This is a genomic window from Porphyromonas canoris, from assembly GCF_000765975.1.
GTDB classification, from domain to species: domain Bacteria; phylum Bacteroidota; class Bacteroidia; order Bacteroidales; family Porphyromonadaceae; genus Porphyromonas_A; species Porphyromonas_A canoris.
The window spans coordinates 327832-347580 of record NZ_JQZX01000012.1; the positions used below are offsets into that span (position 1 = coordinate 327832).

Here is a 19749-nt window from a genome sequence, read left to right on the forward strand (position 1 = left end):
ACCAAGCCCTGCTTCCCAATATTTTAAGGCTTTAGCCATACTTTTATATAGGATCAATCTGTTTTGTGAACAGGTTAAATAGAAAAATGAGAGCAGGAAAAGGGGGCGGATAGGGGAGAATTTAGAAGATTTTAAGAGGCTGTCGTGAGTAGAAAAAAGCGCGTTCTCTGTTGGATTTTTTGTATCTTTACACGATAAACAAAGGGTGGGCTATCTTCGCTGCTCAATATTAAGGAGCGAGACGGTCTGCAAGAATAAAAACAAACACAAGATACAATCAGTGGAGCATATAGACAAAATCATCAAGGTGAATGTTGAAGAGCAGATGAAGTCTGCTTATATAGACTACGCCATGTCCGTGATCGTGAGCCGAGCTTTACCGGATGTGAGAGACGGCTTTAAGCCCGTACATAGAAGAATACTCTATGGGATGAACGAACTCGGAAATACACCCGATAAACCTTATAAGAAGTGTGCCCGTATCGTGGGAGATGTTATGGGTAAGTATCACCCGCATGGAGACTCTTCCATATATATGGCTTTGGTGAGACTTGCTCAAGACTTTTCGGTGCGTTATCAGCTGGTGGATCCTCATGGCAACTTTGGTTCTGTGGATGGTGATTCGCCTGCAGCGATGAGGTATACGGAAGCACGTCTTCACTCTTTGGCGATGCAGATGCTCGCGGATATCAATAAGGATACGGTAGATTTCCAGAACAACTATGACGATAGCAGCAAAGAGCCTTCTGTTTTGCCTACTCGTTTCCCGAATCTTTTGGTGAATGGAGGTCAGGGTATCGCCGTCGGTATGGCTACCAATATGGCTCCTCACAACCTTACAGAGTCTATCAACGGAGCACTTGCCTATATAGAGAAGCGTGGAGACATAACCATAAAGGAGCTGATGGAGCATATCAAAGCTCCCGATTTTCCGACCGGAGGTGTCATCTACGGCTATGACGGAGTGGTGGAAGCCTATGAGACCGGTCGTGGCAGGATAGTGATACGAGGAAAAGCAGAGATAGAGACGGAAGCACAACATGAACAGATCGTGATAAACGAGCTTCCGTACCTTGTGAACAAAGCCGAACTTGTACGACATATATCCGAACTCGCGGCTCAGAAAAAGATAGACGGTATATCGGATATAGCAGATGAGACCAGCAACAAGAACGGTACACGCATCGTAATATCTATAAAGAGGGATGCGAATGCGAATGTTATTCTGAATCAATTATACAAATATACTCCGCTTCAAAGCTCGTTCAGCATCAACAGCATTGCGCTTGTGAATGGTCGTCCGAAGCTATTGACGTTGAAGGATATTATTGGTGAGTTTGTGAAGCATCGCCATGAGGTGGTGATTCGTAGGACTCGCTTCGACCTTAAACGTGCAGAGGACAGACTGCATATCCTTGAAGGTCGTATCATTGCTACCGATAATATAGATGAAGTGGTGGCTATCATCAAGGCTTCTTCCCGTCAGACAGAGGCGATGGAAAGGCTTATGGCTCGCTTTGGTCTGTCTCAAATACAGGCGCGTAATATTGTCGAGATGCGTTTGGGACAGCTTACCGGAATGGAGTTGGAGAAGCTGCATGAGGAGTATGAGGAGATCAAGAAACAGATCGAGTGGTTCAATAAGATATTGACAGACGATGACACTTGCTACGGAGTGATTTCGGATGAGCTGATTGAAGTGCGTGAGAAGTTTGGCGACAACAGACGCTCCATTATAGACTACTCTTCAGGCACTAACTTCAATCCGGAAGATTTCTATGCAGACGAAGAGATGGTAATCACTTTATCTCATCTCGGATATATCAAACGCACTCCGCTTGCGGCATTTCGTCAGCAAGGCAGAGGCGGTGTCGGGGCTAAAGGTTCTGAGACAAGAGATGAAGATTTCGTGGAATATATCTATTCCGCCTCCATGCACGCCACAATGCTCTTCTTTACAGAGAAAGGAAAGTGCTTCTGGCTGCCTGTGTATGAGATTCCGGAAGGTTCTCGACAAGCAAAAGGAAGAGCCGTGCAGAACCTTCTCAATATTGATCCGGACGACAAGATCAGTGCGTGCATAAGAGTAAAGCACCTTACAACGGATGTGGACTTTGTTCGTTCTCACTACATTACCTTTGTGACGCAGAACGGAACAGTACGTAAGACTTCTCTTGAAGCCTTCTCAAGACCAAGGGCAAACGGTATCATTGCCATCAAGCTCGTGGAAGACGATAAGGTGGTATCCGTACTTCTTTCCAATGGAGAGTGTCAGTTCCTGATTGCAAGCAGAAACGGTAAAGCCGTCAGATTCCATGAGGATCATGTGCGACCCTCTCTCGGTCGTAACAGCATAGGGGTAAGAGGTATTCGTCTCGATGATGACGGAGAAGATCATGTGGTTGGGGCGATATGCGTGAAGCATCCTGAGAGCGAGTCTATACTCGTTGTCTCGGAGAACGGATTCGGAAAACGCTCCGTGATAGAAGATTATCGCCAAACCAACAGAGGCACCAAGGGGGTACTCACACTAAAGGTTACACCTAAGACCGGAAAGCTTGTGAGCATGAAGAATGTAACGGATGATAATGATTTGATGATAATCAATAAGTCCGGTATCGTTATTCGGATCTCCGTGGACAGCATTTCGATGCTCAGCCGGAACACTCAAGGCGTCAAGCTGATCAATCTTCAAAGCAATGGCGATGAGATAGCATCCGTTACCGTTGTGGAGGCAGAGAGAGAAGAAGAGTACGAAGAGGCAGACTCCGAAGAGCAGATCGAAACAGAAGAATAAATGTTAAAAAGATAGGGATACAAGATAAATCGCTATATTTGGGCGAAAGAATGTATTCGTTAACCCAGTATCAAAAATTCAATTGATAATGAAAAAGACATTAGTAATAGCCATTTTGAGTGCAGCTTTTGCAATTCCCGCATTGGGACAAGAGAAGGTGGTAAAGCAAGTGCAACGACTTATTAAGTCGGACAAACCTAATATCAAGGAAGCTCGCCAGCTTATCAAGCCGACACTCGAAAATGAAGAAACAAAGAACAGTGCCTTTGCATGGTTTGTTGCCGGAGAGGTAGAGAAAACAGTGGTAGAGGGCGAGAAAGTGAAGATGGCTCTTCAGCAACCATACGACGAGCTTGCATTCTATAATGGATTGAGAGATATGTATGCTCTTTATATGAAAGCCGGCGAACTGGATGCGATGCCAAACGAAAAGGGCAAAGTGAAGAAACGCTATGAGAAAGGTATCAAGTCTGCTCTTCAAGACAATCACGGCTTCTATATCAATGCCGGTTCGTACTATCTCAATCAGCAAAAGAACGCAGAGGCATATCCATTCTTCAAGATCTATATGGATATTAAGAGCCTTCCTATGTTCGAGGATACACCTATTGCCAAGCAGGATAGTGTGAGCATGCAGGTGGCTTTTTTCAAGGCTTTTGCTGCACAGAGCGTAGACCCTAAGTTGGCTATCGAAGAGTACGAAGCTATCAAGGGAGAAGATTATAGAAGAAGCGATGTTTACCAACTCTTGGCTGAAGCATACAAAAAAGCTCAAGACAGCGTAGGTTATCAACGTACCATCCTTGAGGGTGCAAAGATATTCCCGAAGGAAAAGTTCTTTACATTCAACTTGATCAACAGCTATATCCAAAGCGGTAAGAACGATGAGGCGATAGAATATTTGACCAAGGCGATCCAAAACGACCCTCAAAATGTTGAGTTGATCAACGTTCTTGGAAAGGTTTATGACCAAGGTAAGCAAGACTCCGACAAGGCATTGGAGTGCTTCCAAAAGGCATTGTCCATAGATCCTAATCATTCTGAAAGTATCATAGATACAGGTAGAGTATATTACAATAGAGCCGTGGCTCTTAAGGCAAAAACAACAGAATCCGGTGTTTCTCCTGCAGATGCAAAGAAGTATGACGCTGAAGCGATAGAGCTATTCAAGAAAGCACTTCCATACTTTGAGAAAGCGGTAGAACTCGAACCGGATAGCACACAATACCTGATGGCTTTGAGAGGTATCTACTACAACTTGGGTAATGACGCTAAAGTTGCAGAAATCTCTAAGAAATTGGGCGAATAATTTGAATAAAATACTGCTATAAAACAGAAAGCAGCTCTGAATGATATTCCTATTGTTTGGAGCTGCTTTTTTATATCTGTGAAGTCGTAATAGATAAGTAGATGAGCTATCTTACCTCCCTGTTTTCTGCCCGATTTATACGAAAGACAGATGGTCGCGGTATCTCTCCCATAGCTGTGTTATCGGCTATGGGTATAGCTTTGGGGTTAGGAGTGATACTCGTGTCCGGGTTTATCATATCCGGCTTCAAGCATGAATTGGAGAGTAAACTCACGGGAGTAACAGGCTCTGTGCAGATACTCAGCTCGCAGAATGCCTACTCTCAAAATACGATACCTTTTCAGGCTTCTCCTGTCGCACTCTCGTCTCTCTCCGTAAAAGCATCGGAGCTGGACGGCTATGCCACAGGTTTTTGTACTCATACGGGTATCATAAAGGCGGACTCATCTTATGTCGGCATCGCATTTACAGGTGTGGACAGCCTTTTTGTTGCGGAGTCGTTTTATCGTTATGCTCATCCGAAAGAGGTAGAGACAGCTCTGCGAAGTGGAGGATATCCTACTCTTTCTCTCTCGTCAAAGACTCTTGCCCAACTGAATAAGCAACCGGGAGATACGGTTCGTGCATTCTTCCATACCGATATGGGCTTTAAGGTTCGGCCGTTTCGCCTTTTAGAAAGTTTCGATACCGGGCTTCCCGACTTTGACAACTCATTCGGATTGACTCAGATAGATGTCATAAGAGGCATTCTTGAATGGGACCGGAACAGCTACGGAGGGCTTAAAATTGTGGCGTCTTCCGCTTATACCGGAACGGATGTAGAGGCTCATGTTTACAACACAGTACTGGAACAGATCGCACAGAAAGGAGAGCTTATCTCCCTTTTAAGAGCAGAAGACCTCAATCCGGTAATGTTCGGCTGGTTGCAGATTCTGGATACAAACATTCTCATAATCTTCTCTCTTCTGATTTTTGTTGCCGCTACCACGATGGTTTCAGGCATTATAGTCCTTATACTGGATAAGGTTCAGGCTATCTCCACACTCAAAGCAATAGGAATGAGAAACCGGACTCTTCGGAAGATTTTCCACACCGTAGGTCTTCGTATTATACTGTTGGGTGTTTTAGCCGGTAATATCTTTGCTCTTCTTTTAGCTTTTTTGCAGCTTCGCTTTTCTATTCTGAAGCTGGACTCCACACAGTATTATATGTCATACGTTCCGGTAGAGATCAACTGGTACAATCTCATATTGCCAAATATTATTTCTCTTTTGGTGCTGTATCTGATCGTATATCTTCCTACAACAATCATCATCAACATCAAACCCTCAAAGGGCATACGTTTCGACTAAATGAAAACCTCTTGTTTCATATCTCTGCTTCTGCTCTCTGTCTTCTCTTTATCTGTTTTCTCTTGTAATACAGGAGATAGCGTGGAAGAGGTACAACACGATCCCGTAGACTACGTCAATCCATATATGGGGAATATCAGCCATCTGCTTATTCCTACTTATCCTATGGTGCATCTGCCCAACAGCATGATGCGGATGACGCCCAACCGGTCGGACTATACCGATCTTACCTTTGAAGGACTGCCACTCATGCTCACCTCTCACCGTGGAGCGGTGGCATACTCACTCTCTCCGACGCTGGACGAACCACATCTTTCCGTTCGCCCTGTCCTTTATACCTACGACAGAGAGGAGTGTAAGCCGTACAGCTATCAGGTCGCTTTGGAGTTGGGACAAGAGAACATAGAGGTCGGATTCGTTCCATCTCATCAGTCTGCGCTATACACCTTCTTGCTTCCAAAGGATCGAGAAGATATCTATCTCTCTTTGATGTCTCACAGTGGAAGATTTGAGCAGACTTGTGAACACGCCATACAGGGAACGGAAGTGCTTCAGGACAGCATCACGACACTCTATATCTATGCAGAGTTCAACACCAATATCGCAAACTATCAGGGGATAGAAGAGGGGAGACGCTCTGCCGTAGCTCTTACTTTCCACAAACCGGTCGGCAACAAGCTGTGTATGCGTTATGGGGTTTCCTATATCTCTCACGAACAGGCACGGAAAAACTTACAGCGTGAGATCGTCTCCTTTGAGAGTCGTCCGCTTGAAAAGAGAGGACGAGCCATTTGGAACGAAGCATTGGGAAAGATTAAGATCACAGCAGAAAGCGAGAACGAAGCTCGTCTTTTCTATACTTCTCTCTATCGCACATACGAGAGAATGATCAATATTTCAGAGGATGGCTACTACTATTCCGGTGTCGATAAACAAGTGCATCCCGATCACGGCAGTCCGTATTATACGGACGATTGGATCTGGGACACTTACAGAGCCACACACCCTCTGCGTCTGTTGATCGATCCGGTAAAGGAGCTGCAGATGATACGCAGTTTTCTCAGAATGTCCGATGAGGACTCCAATGGTTGGCTTGCGACATTCCCGGAAATAACGGGAGATAGCAGACGGATGAACAGTAACCATGGTGTGGCGGTTTTGGCGGATGCTTATGCCAAAGGACTCAATGATTTCGATCTTGGCAAAGGGTATGAGGCTGCACGCAAAGCGATACAAGAGAAGACTCTTGCTCCTTGGAGCGATAAGCCTGCAGGCGAACTGGATGCGTTTTATAGGCAGCATGGCTACTTCCCGGCACTACCCGAAGGAGTGAAAGAAAGTGCTCCGGAGGTGCATTCATGGGAAAACAGGCAGGCGATTGCCGTAACCTTGGGTACGGCTTATGACTATTGGTGCCTTGGACGGATAGCGGAAATGCTCGGCAAGACAGAGGAAGCGGAAGAGCACTATCGCCTTTCTCTCGGATACGGAAATGTCTTCAATCCTGCCACCAACTTCTTTCACCCCAAAGATCAGAATGGCGACTTTATCATGCCGTTCGACTATACATTTTCCGGAGGACAGGGTGCGCGTGCCTATTATGGCGAGAATAACGGATGGGTGTACCGCTGGGATCTTCCTTTTAATGTGGCAGACCTTATAGACCTGATGGGAGGAAAAGATCGGATGATTGCTGCTCTCGACAGCACATTACAGACTCCGATGACGGGGTGGAAGTTCAACTTTTTCCATCGTCTCCCCGATCACACCGCCAACATAGGGCAGTTCTCCATGTCCAACGAGCCGTCTCTCCATGTTCCTTACCTCTACAACTATGCAGGTCAGCCGTGGAGAACACAAAAACTTATCCGCACCATCATACACGAATGGTTCAGAAACGATCTCATGGGAATGCCGGGAGATGAAGACGGGGGCGGTATGTCTGCTTTCATTGTCTTCTCCATGTTGGGCTTTTATCCTATGCCGGTCGGTCTTCCGGTCTATGTCATAGGTACGCCCATGGTCAAGTATGCCGAAGTCTCTTTGAGTATCGGGAAAAAGCTGGTCATTCATGCCAGAAGTGCCTCCTTGAAGAACAAATACATCAAGAGTGTGCGCCTGAATGGACGTCCGCTTTTGCAGCCATGGTTTACACATGAAGATATAGCCGATGGCGGTACACTTGAGTTTACAATGGGGCCTGAACCCAACTATACATGGGGTACAGAAACTCCTCCGCCATCATTCAAAATGCCGTAAATAAGAGATGGGAAAAACCTTACTTCACAGACCTTTCTTTGCCCAGCTACTCAAGTATAGTGTTGTAGGGGCGTCTAATACTGTCCTAACAGCCGGAGTCATCTGGATTGTTCAGGAAATTCTGATCTGGTCGCCCTCCATAGCCAATGCTTTGGGCTATCTGGCAGGGCTTATCAATGGGTTTATATGGAACAGCCGATGGACTTTCTCCAGCCGGATGAGTGTAAAGAGGCTGGTCTCTTTCGTTTCTATTTTCGGCTTCTGTTACGTCATACAGTTTTTTGCATTCCACTCTTTCAATGCGTGGGAGGCTTGGTGTGATCTTATCAGACTCGTTACGCCGAAATATGTTTTCGTGAATCAGCTGGCATCTATGGGCGTCTTCACGACTTTCAATTTCTTATTGAACAAGTTCATTACTTACTCGCATTATATGAAGTAAGATTCTGTTTGAACCTCTTATAGGAATGGAAAAGACTACCACCATATTCTCCAATTTATAGATGGTATTAAAGGCATTATGCTAAGTTGCTTCCATTGGTTCCTATCCTTGAAGATTATATATGGATTATGACGGTTGAGTACGTTGAATATATTGATTCCTAATTCATGAGAATAGCTTTTTCTCTGCCATTCTATGTTATATCCCAAGTCTATTCTAAAGTATGGAGGCATAGTAAAACTGTTTTTAGGAGTCATTTCTGTTCGTACCGTAGCGTGATACTCTTCGAGGTTAGGTATGGATCGGACACCCTTTTCCCAAAATGGAAGGGTCTCTCCCACATAAGAAGCTATAGGTATGGATGCTCTGTTACCAGATGTCAGATACATGGCTCCATTGATTTTATGTTTTGATCTTGTCCTTTTCCACAGCAAGTATTGTGCTTGTATATTCAAGTTGTGAGTTCGGTCAAACTTAAAGGGAAACTCCTTGTCTTGATTGATTTCGTTGTATTGTCTTGTCGTGCGTGATAGCGTATAGGCTGATGATAGAGACATTCTATCATCTTTGTATTCACCCCATAGCTCTATTCCAAAAGATTCTCCGCGTCCTTGTTTTACATCTTCTTCCCATGAGGGGTTCTTTGATCCAAATTGATTGAGCATACTTTTAAAAGAAACCAAGTTGCTGAGGCTTTTATAATATCCACCAATCGTAAAATAGAGCTTCTTTGTCCCTGCAAATCCTCCGATGTAGAGTTGTTGTGATCGTTCTGGCCCAAATCGTTTGGTTGCAGGAACAATCAAGTTCAATGCCCATCCAACAGGAAGTCCCTCCAATACATGGTGGTGTTGGGTATTGAGGTCATAGGTTGCTTCTATACCAATACTTTGGGCTAAAAACAGGGATGTGTGAAGACGAGCTTCAATATTCTGAAAGGAGACTCCATCCTTGAGTTTGTAGTGGTTGTATCTTAATCCCCCTTTTGCTTTATATGCTCCGGGTTTATCGTATTGCACTTCTGTATAGAGGGCAGTTGTATTATAGTTGAAAGTTTTACCTTTCTCTGTCTTTATAAATTTAGCATCCGTGGAAGAGTGAAGTTGAGGTGTTACCTTATGTATGGCATGGTCTATCCCGGCAAGGGCAGAAATAGATCTCTTATTGTAGTAAAACTGTTGTCTGAAAGTTGTCTCTTCTTTTTCTCCTCCCATCCATATTGTAGATGCAAACCTCTCCTTTGTATTGATCTTTCTCAGTTGGCTGTTTTCAAAAAGAGTTTTATATGCTATGGTACGAGCTTGAAGATATTGGGAAATATCAAATGTCCATTGTAACCTATATGATCTGTTTTCCCATCCCATATACATATTTTCAAACTCATTGTTATCACTTTTCGCTGTTTCCAGATCAAAAGAGTCATGGCTGCCATATATACTTGTTTCTAAGCTATTTTTATTGTTGATACTCCAATGCAACTTTGCATAGTAGTCGTAAACTTGAGGGTTGTAGTCTCCTTCTAATTTAGAACTCTTTTTATACAAGAGATATTCTCCCCTTAAAAGGGAGTATCTTCCGGCAATCTGATAGGAAAGTTTGTCTTTGATCAAATAGCCTTCAAGGGCACCTCCTGCTATAAATGGAGAGATAGAAAAACTTCCCTTGTATTTATTTTTAGAAGGGATACGGCTCTCTATTTGAAGAAGAGCAGAGAGTAGATCTCCGGAAGCTACGGTAATACCTCCCATTTGGAATGTTGATTTTTCAACTATATCTGAGGGGAAAGTGGAGACGATCCCAAATAGATGAGTTGGAGCAATAATAGGTACTCCATCCAGTTCTACTCTATTATTTCCATTTCCTCCTCCACGCACAAAGAAACCTAATCCCCCCTCTATACCTTGAGATACTCCGGGAAGTATCTGCATGTATCGCATCACATCGATCTCTCCGGTGAGAGTAGCAATATTTTTGGCTTGTACAGGTTTATAAGAAAAAGAGTTATTCCCCCTTTTCAGACGTCTTCCCAAGACTGTTACATCATCAATATTGTGAGATATCAAAGATAGAAACAGGAGATTTTCTTTTTGCGTATGTAGCTCTTCTTTCGTTGTTATATAGCCCGGAAGGTGTAATGAGACTTTTATTGGTTTCCCGGATGTTGGTATGGAAAGATCAAAATAGCCCAAAGAATCTGTGAGAGCTACAAGTCTTTTCTTATGTACAATGCTTACTCTGGAGAGAGGAGTTTGCTTTTCCTTGTCTAAAACTCTTCCTTTATATGTTTGGGAGAAAACAGTAAAAGAATACAGTGTGCAGAAGAATAGGGTGCACAGAAACAGGAAGATTGTTCTCATGATTTAGGACTATGGTATTCTGCTTGGAAATAAAAGTAGGAAGATTGATAGTAAGCCCCAAATATTCCAAGTCCGTTCTCTATATTTGAAAAGATTTCTTGTTCATCAAAGATATAGGAGAAATCATATTCATTCTCATAGAAGCTCTTTTTCTCTATAATGCTTTTAAGGTAATTGTCATATTCTGCCGAAGCATATCGGAAGACAATGAAGGAGAAATCGCGTCCGGGTATCTGTACAGAGAATTGATATGGCTTTTGTGAAGAGATTTCCGGATTCGGAATCACTCTTATATACTGCTTATATGCCGGAGTTGTTCCATATTTGGTAAATTCTATACTATTCCCTGATTGATTAAAGCGATCTGCATCTTTATGAGAAGTTCCTATTGCGGGATAGATCATTTTTATATCGGGGTCTTGTTCTACCTTTGGTCTATTGGTCAAATACTTAAGATCTGTGAGGCTGGATTTAAGAGAAAATATCCAATATGGATTGGTCGCTTCCCTGCATACATATATTGCCGTACTTCTTTCCATCAAGACTGCTGTACCACTTTTAGGTTCTGTTATTTTTCCTTCTTTAGGCATAGAGGTCTTTGCCCGTATGGTATGAGGATAGCCCGGCACATCTGCTTCTATGGAATATTCTTTGCCGGGAGTGGGTCGGAAGTTTAAGCTCCATGCTCCATATCCCGACTTGGAAAATCTCCCCACATCAGTACCCTCTTCATAAAGTCTTATCGTTGCCTCCTCCACTTCGTTGTGGTGCCAGCCGGACTTTCCCTTTATCGGTTTGCTCCATGTTAGAGAGAGTGTCTGCCGGTCGGAGTTATTCAATATGCAGGATAGTGCTACTTTTTCCTCTCCAATGTTTTTCCCGAGTTCTATATCTTCTATACAGGAATTGAAAAGGGATATGATAAGGATAATAAGTACAAGAAAATATTTGATAGGTCGTTTCATAAGTCTATTTATTAGAGAAGCGGACATGAAGAGAGGACACGAACGAGCAGGCTCTCTCTCGTGTCCTTTTTATCTCTTTTACAGCAGACGTATCTGTGTCGTGGCTTTCATCTTTCTTCCTTCCACTGTTTCCATCTCAATGATAAAGGTTACATCCATCGGTACTTCCGGAGGAGTAGATTTAAGACACAGTCTCATTTCGGGGGAGGCCATCGGACCCATAGACAGCCATTGGTCTATGTTTGTTATCTTTTCTTCGTCCGAATATCCCCAAAGCAGACTTTTGCTTTTGTAGGAAACTATTTGCTTCGGATTAAGCCTGTCTATATAGAAGTATTGTTTAAGTTCGGTACCCGAAGGTTGTCCAAAGAGCGTTGTTTCAGCCTTTATGCTAAGGCTCTTTATCCCGGTAACCCTGTAGTTCCAGTCTTCCAATAGTGTAGTCAGTGTTCTCCCATCTATACGTTTTCGGGGGGAACTGTTTACATAATCATCCCTAAGTTGCCTTTCCAAGGGGATAATGTGGGAGGCAAGATCGCTTTCGAAATGAACCGACGCATTGTTTAACATCAAGTTATACCCCTCGTGATATTGTAGCGATGTTGCCTTCATCATTTTTATAAATTCTGGAAGCAGAGGTAGATTATCCGATCCGGTCATTATACTAAGAATGAACTTCTTTGCCTCTACCTGTCCATCTTGTATGGTATCTATAAAAGTCCACGTATCATTGCCCTTAATCTTTTCGGTCTTGTACTGGAGCGAGCTTGCCAATATATGCTTGCACTCTCTTGGATAGAAGATTAAATGNGCCCTTAATCTTTTCGGTCTTGTACTGGAGCGAGCTTGCCAATATATGCTTGCACTCTCTTGGATAGAAGATTAAATGGACATCAGGGGCGGTGGTAGGTTCCTTGAAGCAAGAGGTCGCAATCAGTGTCAACAGTACAAACGTCAATAAGGGAGATATCTGTTTTATTGGTTTTTTCATATCAATTGAATCTAAAATTGTGTATGATTTTCTTGTCAAACTTATATATTTACTCATCAGATGCCTGCCAGTAGTCATCTTACTTTTGGTATATTATTTCCTTTACAGCAAACGTATCTGTGTCGTGGCTTTCATCTTTCTTCCTTCCACTGTTTCCATCTCAATGATAAAGGTTACATCCGTCGGTACTTCCGGAGGAGTAGATCTAAGACAGAGTCTCATTTCGGGGGAGGCCATTGGATTCATAGAGAGCCATTGGTCTATGTTCGTTATCTTTTCTTCGTCCGAATATCCCCAGAGCAGATTTTTGCTTTTGTAGGAAACTATTTGCTTAGGATCAAGTCTGTCTATATGGAAGTATTGTTTAAGTTCTTCACCTGCAGGCTGCCCAAAGAGCGTTGTTTCTGCCTTTATGCTAAGGCTCTTTATTCCGGTAACTCTGTAGTTCCAGTCCCTTAATAGCGTTGCCATCTTCCCATCTATACGTTTTCGGGGGAGACTGTTTATGTAGTCATCTCTGAGTTGTCTTTCCAAGGGGATAATATGGGAGGCAAGATCGCTTTCTGCGTTAACTGATGGGTCTTTTAACATGAAGTTGTACCACTCGTAGTATCGTAGGGGAGTCGATTCTTTTTCTTTTGTGTACTTTGGAAGCAGAGGTAGATTATCCGATCCGGTCATTATACTAAGAATGAATTTCTTTGCCTCTACCTGTCCATCCTGTATGGTATCTGTAAAGGTCCACGTATCATTGCCCTTAATCTTTTCGGTCTTGTACTGGAGCGAGCTTGCCAATATATGCTTGCACTCTCTTGGATAGAAGATTAAANTGCCCTTAATCTTTTCGGTCTTGTACTGGAGCGAGCTTGCCAATATATGCTTGCACTCTCTTGGATAGAAGATTAAATGGACATCAGGGGCAGTGGTAGGCTCCTTGAAGCAAGAGGTCGCAATCAGTGTCAACAATAAAAACGACAATAAGGATGATATCTGTTTTATTGGTTTTTTCATATCAATCAAATCTAAAGTTGTGTATGATTTTCTTGTTAAACTTATATAATCTCTTCGGCCGCTTGCCGGTAATCATCTTCGCTTGTTTCACATTCACTATTATTATCTCTTCGCATCTTTTACAAGAGACAAATCAAAGTCTTTGTCCGTCTTTAGGTTACTACAACCAACTGAGAGAACTGTGCAAATCAGTAATGAAAATAACTTCTTTGTGATCATAATAGTAGTGATATATGTGATAATAAGAAATTTATTGTCAATTTCTGTTTGGCTTATCGTGGATAAAGGTACTAATAAAACTTTAATATCAAAGATGTCTGTTTTTCCGTTGATCTGTTTTGATGTATAGGTTTTTTCATGTAATAAAAAGATAGCTTTTATAAGATTGTGTTTTTATATATTCCATCCCGAAAAACACCTCCAAAACCCCAATTGATTTTTTCGCTCTTTCTTCTCGTTTTGAGAGGGTGAGCGAAATGTTAATTTGGGGTCTTTTTGTTTACATTTATTGGCTGTATTATTGAGAAAAAAGAGTGAACGTACTAAACGTTTCGGCTTAACGTGTTTAATTTTTCAGTAAACACGTTTATTGATTTCATTAAACACGTTTACCGGATTCACTTAACACGTTTAGAAATTTTATTTATAGTGTTGATAGTGAGATTTTTACCTGTTTTTGAGCGCAAGATGATGTTTTTTAGGAGCTTTTCTTTATTAGGAAATGTTTACACGAGATCGGGATAAAATTCACCTCTATTAACGCGAAAAAGGGCGATGAAACGGACGAAGGAAAAATTTTTTCCGAATTTGAGATTTTTAGTATCTGATTGTTATTCATCTGTTTATGATTTTATCTCCTCTTTTCTGACGAGCAGGCAAAAATTTTTTCGCCCTGTCCGGAAAGTTTTTCGAGCCTTCATTTTTATATAAAAGTTCCTCTGAGGTTCCTTTTTATTCAGGATCTGGATGAGTAGTTTTTTGTACTTTACATTCCGCTTTAATATCTTTGTTGCAGGACTGCCAAACCATTTTTCGGAGAGTCTTACCGATGAAGAGTATCGGTAAAACAGGTGCTCCGAACAAGATATAAACAGAGAAAGCTATGAGGCATCTTACACAGAGTGAGATAGAAGTGCTGTTGCGGAATGGATGTACTTCGGAGGATTGGGATAAGATTACGGTATCGGAGAACTTTTTGCCGGATCGCTGTCGGAATGTAACCTTTATCGGGGAGTGTCGGATAGGGGATCTGTCCGGGTTTAGATCTTCCGAACATGGTTTCCATATCCCGAATGGTATCCGCAATGCCCTTATTCACGACTGCACCATAGGAGACAGAGTCTGTATAGAAAACGTGCATGAGTGTATCTCCAAGTACGATATAGGTAATGATGTAACGATAAAGAATGTCAATATCATAGCCATGAAAGGGGAGAGCTCTTTCGGGAACGGCTTGCCTGTGAGTGTGCTCAGGGAAACGGGAGGAACGGAGGTGATTTTGTGTGATCTGCTCACCTCCCACACGGCTTACCTGATGGCGGTGACGGCAACGAGAGACAGTCTGCTTCGCAGCCGGCTTCACGAGCTGTTCGCAACCTATGCAGCACAACGGCGGAGCGGTAGAGGGAAGATAGAAGATGGTGTCCGGATCAAGCATACGGGGAGTATCCTGAATGCCCGCATCGGAGCCGGAGCAGTGATAGAAGGTGCCACGTATGTGGAGGAGTGCAGTGTGAACAGCAGACCGGATGCACCCGTCTATATCGGACACAATGTTATGGCAAAAGAGTTCATAGCCTCTTCGGGTTCGAGTATGAGCGGAGGGGCCACGATACAACGCTGTTTCATAGGGCAGAGTACCCGGATAGATCACCTTTATTCCGCACATGACTCTCTTTTCTTTGCCAATTGTCAGCTCGAAAATGGCGAGTCGTGCGCTGTGTTTGCAGGGCCTTACACGGTCTCTATGCACAAGAGCAGTCTGCTTATAGCCGGGCATGTCTCTTTCCTTAATGCCGGTTCGGGCTCCAACCAGAGCAATCACTTGTATAAGCTTGGTCCTATTCATCAGGGCGTGATAGAGCGTGGATCCAAAACGACGAGCGACTCTTACATCCTTTGGCCATCGCGTATAGGTCCTTTCAGTCTCATTATGGGACGGCACGTGCACCACGTCGATACGTCAGACTTCCCCTTTTCTTATGTGATAGAGAACAACGATGAGACCTATCTTGTTCCCGGTGCCAACCTTAGAAGTGTGGGTACAATCCGCGATGCAAAGAAGTGGCCTGCACGAGACAGACGGGAACAGGAGGGGAGGTTGGACTGTATCAACTTTAATCTTCTCAGTCCGTACACCATTTCTAAAATGGTGAATGGTCATCGGAAACTGAGCGAACTGAGAAGCTACATCGGTGAGCATGGCAAGACCTATATATATAGGAATATAAATATTCGCTCGGCTGCTCTGGAAAAAGGGCTCGAAGCTTATCGCATGGGTATTGTAAAGTTTATCGGAAACTCCCTTATACAACGGTTGCAGGAGCGTATCCCGAAAAATGGAGCGGAGGTAGATGAGGTGCTGAAGCCGGATCATGATACCGGGCTGGGCGAATGGGTGGATCTTTGCGGACTGATAGCTCCTCAAAGATTGGTGCAGGAGATATTGGAAAATATTCGCAGTGGTCTCTATAAAACGCCTGCGGATCTCAATAGGGCTTTTGAGCATCTGCACGCTTCCTATTATGATCTGGAGTGGGACTGGTCTTACAATCTGCTCAGAGAGTGGTACGGACTCTCGGGAAAGGAGGTGCTCACCGTGCCGTTCCTGATAAAAGTGGTGGAGGAGTGGATGCAGGCGGTTCTCTCTTTGGATAGAATGCTCTATGCGGATGCCTGTAAAGAGTACAATATCGCTTCACGCATATATTTCTCTTCTGTCCCGGATGCCGAAAGAGGGGAGAGCAGCGTGGAGGATAACCCTTTTGTGCAGGAAGTATTAGACCATATACGGCGAAAAGAAGCTTTGGGAAACGAGACCATCCAACGGCTTAAATCCTTGTGAATAGTAGTGTAAATGCTCTATGAACCCTCTTTATATCCTTCTTTTAGTGAGGAAAAACAGTGTGTTGGATAAAAAAGAAGGAGAGGGGTTGCAGAATTAAAATATCTATCGTATATTTGCAACGTAGATGGTTCAATTGGGAACTCTCAATTGATTAAAAGGGAATCCGGTGAGAATCCGGAACAGTACCCGCTGCTGTAATCTACTTGATGTTTTATCTTCGGATAGCATCACAGTTTGCAGAGAAACCACTGGTAGATGCCTGAAACGTAAAGACGTTCGAGACGAGGCTATCTCTGGGAAGGATGCGAATGGAGTGTAGAGAGTCAGAAGACCTGCCTTTTACGACTGATGGACACCTGCGGGAGACGGGCATACATCAAACAAAGACATAGTTACGCATAAGAAACAGTAGTTTTTTGTTTGATAATGTTAGTGTTGGTCCCCGATAGGCTGTGGTTAGTCCGTCGGGGATAATTTTTTATATACGCACACGTAATTCATATATACACCATTGATGGACCAACACTAACGGTCATTCAATTATTTTTCTACTTCTTTAGTCGCGGGTGCCTACAACAAGTGTGATACTCCTTGTAGGCCCCCTTTTTTTAGTCGTTAATTATTTGTACGTGTAGTTGGTTCTTTTGACAGGAAGGAGCAGCTCGTAAAGAAGAGGTTTATACCTCGAAAACAGAATAAGAGAAGGTCGAGGATTTGGCACCACAACGCCTAATCCCGGCTTCTCTTAGTTTGCAGGATTGCGTGTGGGTGTATGGTTTGGTATGAATGACAGTATGACAAAAAGATATTTGGCTTTGGCGTTACCGGTGCTGGTCGCTATTTTTTTTGCTTTACCTCTTTTGGCGCAGGGTAAATCCATAGCTCTGCACGGTGTGGTGTATCTTGATGGTAATCCTACGAAGGGTATAGATGTCCGGCTTGAACCTGTGGGAAAACAGGTGAAGACCAATAAATCCGGCAGATATATCTTCTCTCCTGTCGTTCCCGGTACTTATACCGTTGTGGCTCAACTGCCCGGAGGAGATAGGGAAAAAGCTGTGGTAACCGTAGGGCAGACCAATAAACTGCAACACTTCTACTTCAACACCAAGACAGGAGTATTGGGAGAGGTTGCCGTTACTGCTGTTCGCAAGACGGATCGTTTGAGATTGGATCCCATAAAAACCGAGGTGATAGATGTCTCTCAATTCCACGAAAAGGCAACGAATATCCAGAATCTTCTTAATGCAAGTCCCGGAGTGCGTCTTCGTAATACGGGAGATGTCGGGGCAAGAAATGAGATCACCATCAATGGTTTCAGTGGCAGGTCTATAAAACTGATGCGGGACGGTATCCCGATAGACTACCTCGGCTCCAGCTTCGGACTCACAAAAATTCCGGTCAATGCCGTAGAGCGCATAGAGGTTTATAAGGGTGTGCTACCAACCGAAATAGGGATAGATGCCCTCGGAGGGGCTATCAATCTGGTCAGTAAGACCCCTCAAAGCTCGGAAGTCGAGTTGTCTTATAATATAGGTAGCTTTGGTTCCAATATTGCGACTCTTAATGCCATGAGAAGAATGGGCAGGCATATCTCCGTTGGAGTGTATGCTTTCGGCAATTTGGCTAAGAATGACTATCCGGTAAAAAATCTTCCCATCACGGATGAGACGACCGGACGAAATACGCTTATAGAGGCAAGACTCTTTCATAATGGATTCAAGCAGTACCATGCGGAAGGATTTGTGAATGTGGAACAGCTAAGTTGGGCGGATCTGATACAGTTCAGGCTGACATCTTTCGGTCTACACCACGATATTCAGAATGACTTTACTACACGCAATCAGCCTTATGGACAGGCCTTTAGAAGAGAGCATGCCAAACTGATACCCTCTTTGACCTATCGTAAGAGCCTGTTTGAAGGTAAGCTCAATGCCACCCTGTTCGGAGTTTATAGCCATATCAACAACAATATGGTGGATACTCTGCGAAATACCTATTACGATTGGCGCGGAGTTCCGCATAAGGGCGTTGCCTCCAGTGGAGAGATGTCGGGAGGGCAGAAGTCCATTCCGGGTAAAGTGGGACTGGAGAGCAACAGCTACAACACCATACTAAGATCTCTTCTGAATCTTGCTCTCACTTCGGAACAAAACCTGACACTGAATGTGATGTACAATCATGTCCGATTTATCAGAGATGATTATGACGCTCCTTCATACTTGGGTAAGTATCGTTACGATCGCTTAATCGCCGGACTGGGACACTCCGGAACATGGTGGAATGGAAGGCTAAACACGATACTTCAAGCCAAACTCATTACGGCTCAAACGCATGATGATACCTATAACGAACCTGCCGTATTTAATAAAGGAGTGAGTCTTTCTCTTTCCGGAAAGTATGATATTACTCCGAGATTCCTATTAAGATCATCTTTTGAAAAGACCTACCGGATGCCGGATAGGGCTGAGATCTTTGGAGATAATTCATTTATAGTACCCAATCTCAAGCTTGCTCCGGAACAGAGTAAGAATTTCAACATCGGTCTGAAGTGGCACAAGCCGGGACAGTATAATTTTGAGTTGAACTCCTATTTCAGGCATACGGAAAATCTTATCAAGATGAAGGAGATCAACCAATATCAAGGACAGTTCTTAAATTTACAGAGTGTCAAAGGTTTTGGCTTGGAAATGGATGGATATATCAGGTTATTTGATGCAGTAAAAGTGCATGGGAATCTGACCTACAACGAGTTCCGATACAATGGATCCATGAACAATGTGCAGAATGATAATCACTACAAAGATGCGAGAATAAGCAATACACCATTTTTCTATGCCAATCTTGGGATAGAGTATGCGTTCAAAAGTCTTTTTGGAAAGCGGAACAATACCCTGAAAACATACTGGCAGTACAGCTATGTACACCAATATTATCTCGATTTTATAGAGCGACGTTTTGAACCGGATGGATTTCTGGGTCTCTTCGGAGAGTCTAAGATCAATACGAACAGAATTATTCCCAATCAACATGTACATACCATTGGAGCATCTTACGATACCGAAATCAGAAAGCATCGTATCAAACTGGGTTTGGAAATACGTAACCTCTTCGACAGAGAGGTGTATAACCATTTCAAGATGCAGAATGCCGGACGAAGTATTTGGGCTAAGATGGTCTATCTGATAAGATAAATAGA

Annotated in this window: 10 protein-coding genes and 1 riboswitch; of the genes, 7 read left to right on the top strand and 3 right to left on the bottom strand. The window is 43.4% G+C overall.

The window, feature by feature from the left end; genetic code table 11:
* Nucleotides 1–280 precede the first annotated feature (280 nt).
* The 5 genes from gyrA (at nt 281) to HQ29_RS07905 (ending at nt 8159) form a co-directional block, all read left to right on the top strand.
* Nucleotides 281–2797 carry a DNA gyrase subunit A gene (gyrA, locus tag HQ29_RS07885; RefSeq protein WP_036868915.1) on the top strand — a complete coding sequence of 839 codons (2517 nt, stop codon included), beginning with the start codon at nt 281–283 and terminating at the stop codon, nt 2795–2797.
* 88 nt (nt 2798–2885) lie between these two features.
* Complete coding sequence (locus HQ29_RS07890; protein ID WP_036868917.1) at nt 2886–4106, top strand: tetratricopeptide repeat protein; 1221 nt, start codon at nt 2886–2888, stop codon at nt 4104–4106.
* 101 nt (nt 4107–4207) lie between these two features.
* Nucleotides 4208–5458 carry an ABC transporter permease gene (locus HQ29_RS07895; protein ID WP_036868919.1) on the top strand — a complete coding sequence of 417 codons (1251 nt, stop codon included), beginning with the start codon at nt 4208–4210 and terminating at the stop codon, nt 5456–5458.
* Nucleotides 5459–7717, top strand: a complete 2259-nt coding sequence (locus HQ29_RS07900) for a GH92 family glycosyl hydrolase (protein WP_036868921.1) — start codon at nt 5459–5461, stop codon at nt 7715–7717.
* 7 nt (nt 7718–7724) lie between these two features.
* A complete protein-coding gene (locus HQ29_RS07905) occupies nt 7725–8159 on the top strand; it encodes a GtrA family protein (RefSeq protein WP_052090000.1) in 435 nt (144 codons plus the stop codon).
* 35 nt (nt 8160–8194) lie between these two features.
* Here the strand turns inward: HQ29_RS07905 and HQ29_RS07910 are convergent, their stop codons facing one another.
* The 3 genes from HQ29_RS07910 to HQ29_RS07920 form a co-directional block, all read right to left on the bottom strand.
* On the bottom strand, nt 8195–10189 hold the full coding sequence (locus tag HQ29_RS07910; protein WP_161781571.1) for a TonB-dependent receptor plug domain-containing protein: 1995 nt from the start codon (nt 10187–10189) through the stop codon (nt 8195–8197).
* Nucleotides 10190–10512: 323 nt separating this feature from the next.
* Nucleotides 10513–11481 carry a DUF4249 family protein gene (locus HQ29_RS07915; RefSeq protein ID WP_036868927.1) on the bottom strand — a complete coding sequence of 323 codons (969 nt, stop codon included), beginning with the start codon at nt 11479–11481 and terminating at the stop codon, nt 10513–10515.
* A gap of 78 nt (nt 11482–11559) precedes the next feature.
* Complete coding sequence (locus HQ29_RS07920) at nt 11560–12255, bottom strand: hypothetical protein (RefSeq protein WP_036868928.1); 696 nt, start codon at nt 12253–12255, stop codon at nt 11560–11562.
* Nucleotides 12256–14585: 2330 nt separating this feature from the next.
* Here HQ29_RS07920 and HQ29_RS07930 point away from each other — a divergent pair.
* Nucleotides 14586–16547, top strand: a complete 1962-nt coding sequence (locus HQ29_RS07930) for a DUF4954 family protein (protein ID WP_036868933.1) — start codon at nt 14586–14588, stop codon at nt 16545–16547.
* Between the two features lie 111 nt (nt 16548–16658).
* Nucleotides 16659–16904: riboswitch (cobalamin riboswitch) on the top strand.
* Between the two features lie 440 nt (nt 16905–17344).
* On the top strand, nt 17345–19744 hold the full coding sequence (locus HQ29_RS07935; protein ID WP_161781572.1) for a TonB-dependent receptor: 2400 nt from the start codon (nt 17345–17347) through the stop codon (nt 19742–19744).
* Nucleotides 19745–19749 lie beyond the last annotated feature (5 nt).

Bases quoted from the DNA above. Each gene is read 5' to 3' on its own strand.
- HQ29_RS07890 (WP_036868917.1), top strand. From the start codon at position 2,886: ATGAAAAAGACATTAGTAATAGCCATTTTGAGTGCAGCTTTTGCAATT.
- HQ29_RS07895 (WP_036868919.1), top strand. From the start codon at position 4,208: ATGAGCTATCTTACCTCCCTGTTTTCTGCCCGATTTATACGAAAGACA.
- HQ29_RS07900 (WP_036868921.1), top strand. From the start codon at position 5,459: ATGAAAACCTCTTGTTTCATATCTCTGCTTCTGCTCTCTGTCTTCTCT.
- HQ29_RS07905 (WP_052090000.1), top strand. From the start codon at position 7,725: ATGGGAAAAACCTTACTTCACAGACCTTTCTTTGCCCAGCTACTCAAG.
- HQ29_RS07915 (WP_036868927.1), bottom strand. From the start codon at position 11,481: ATGAAACGACCTATCAAATATTTTCTTGTACTTATTATCCTTATCATA.
- HQ29_RS07930 (WP_036868933.1), top strand. From the start codon at position 14,586: ATGAGGCATCTTACACAGAGTGAGATAGAAGTGCTGTTGCGGAATGGA.
- HQ29_RS07935 (WP_161781572.1), top strand. From the start codon at position 17,345: ATGACAAAAAGATATTTGGCTTTGGCGTTACCGGTGCTGGTCGCTATT.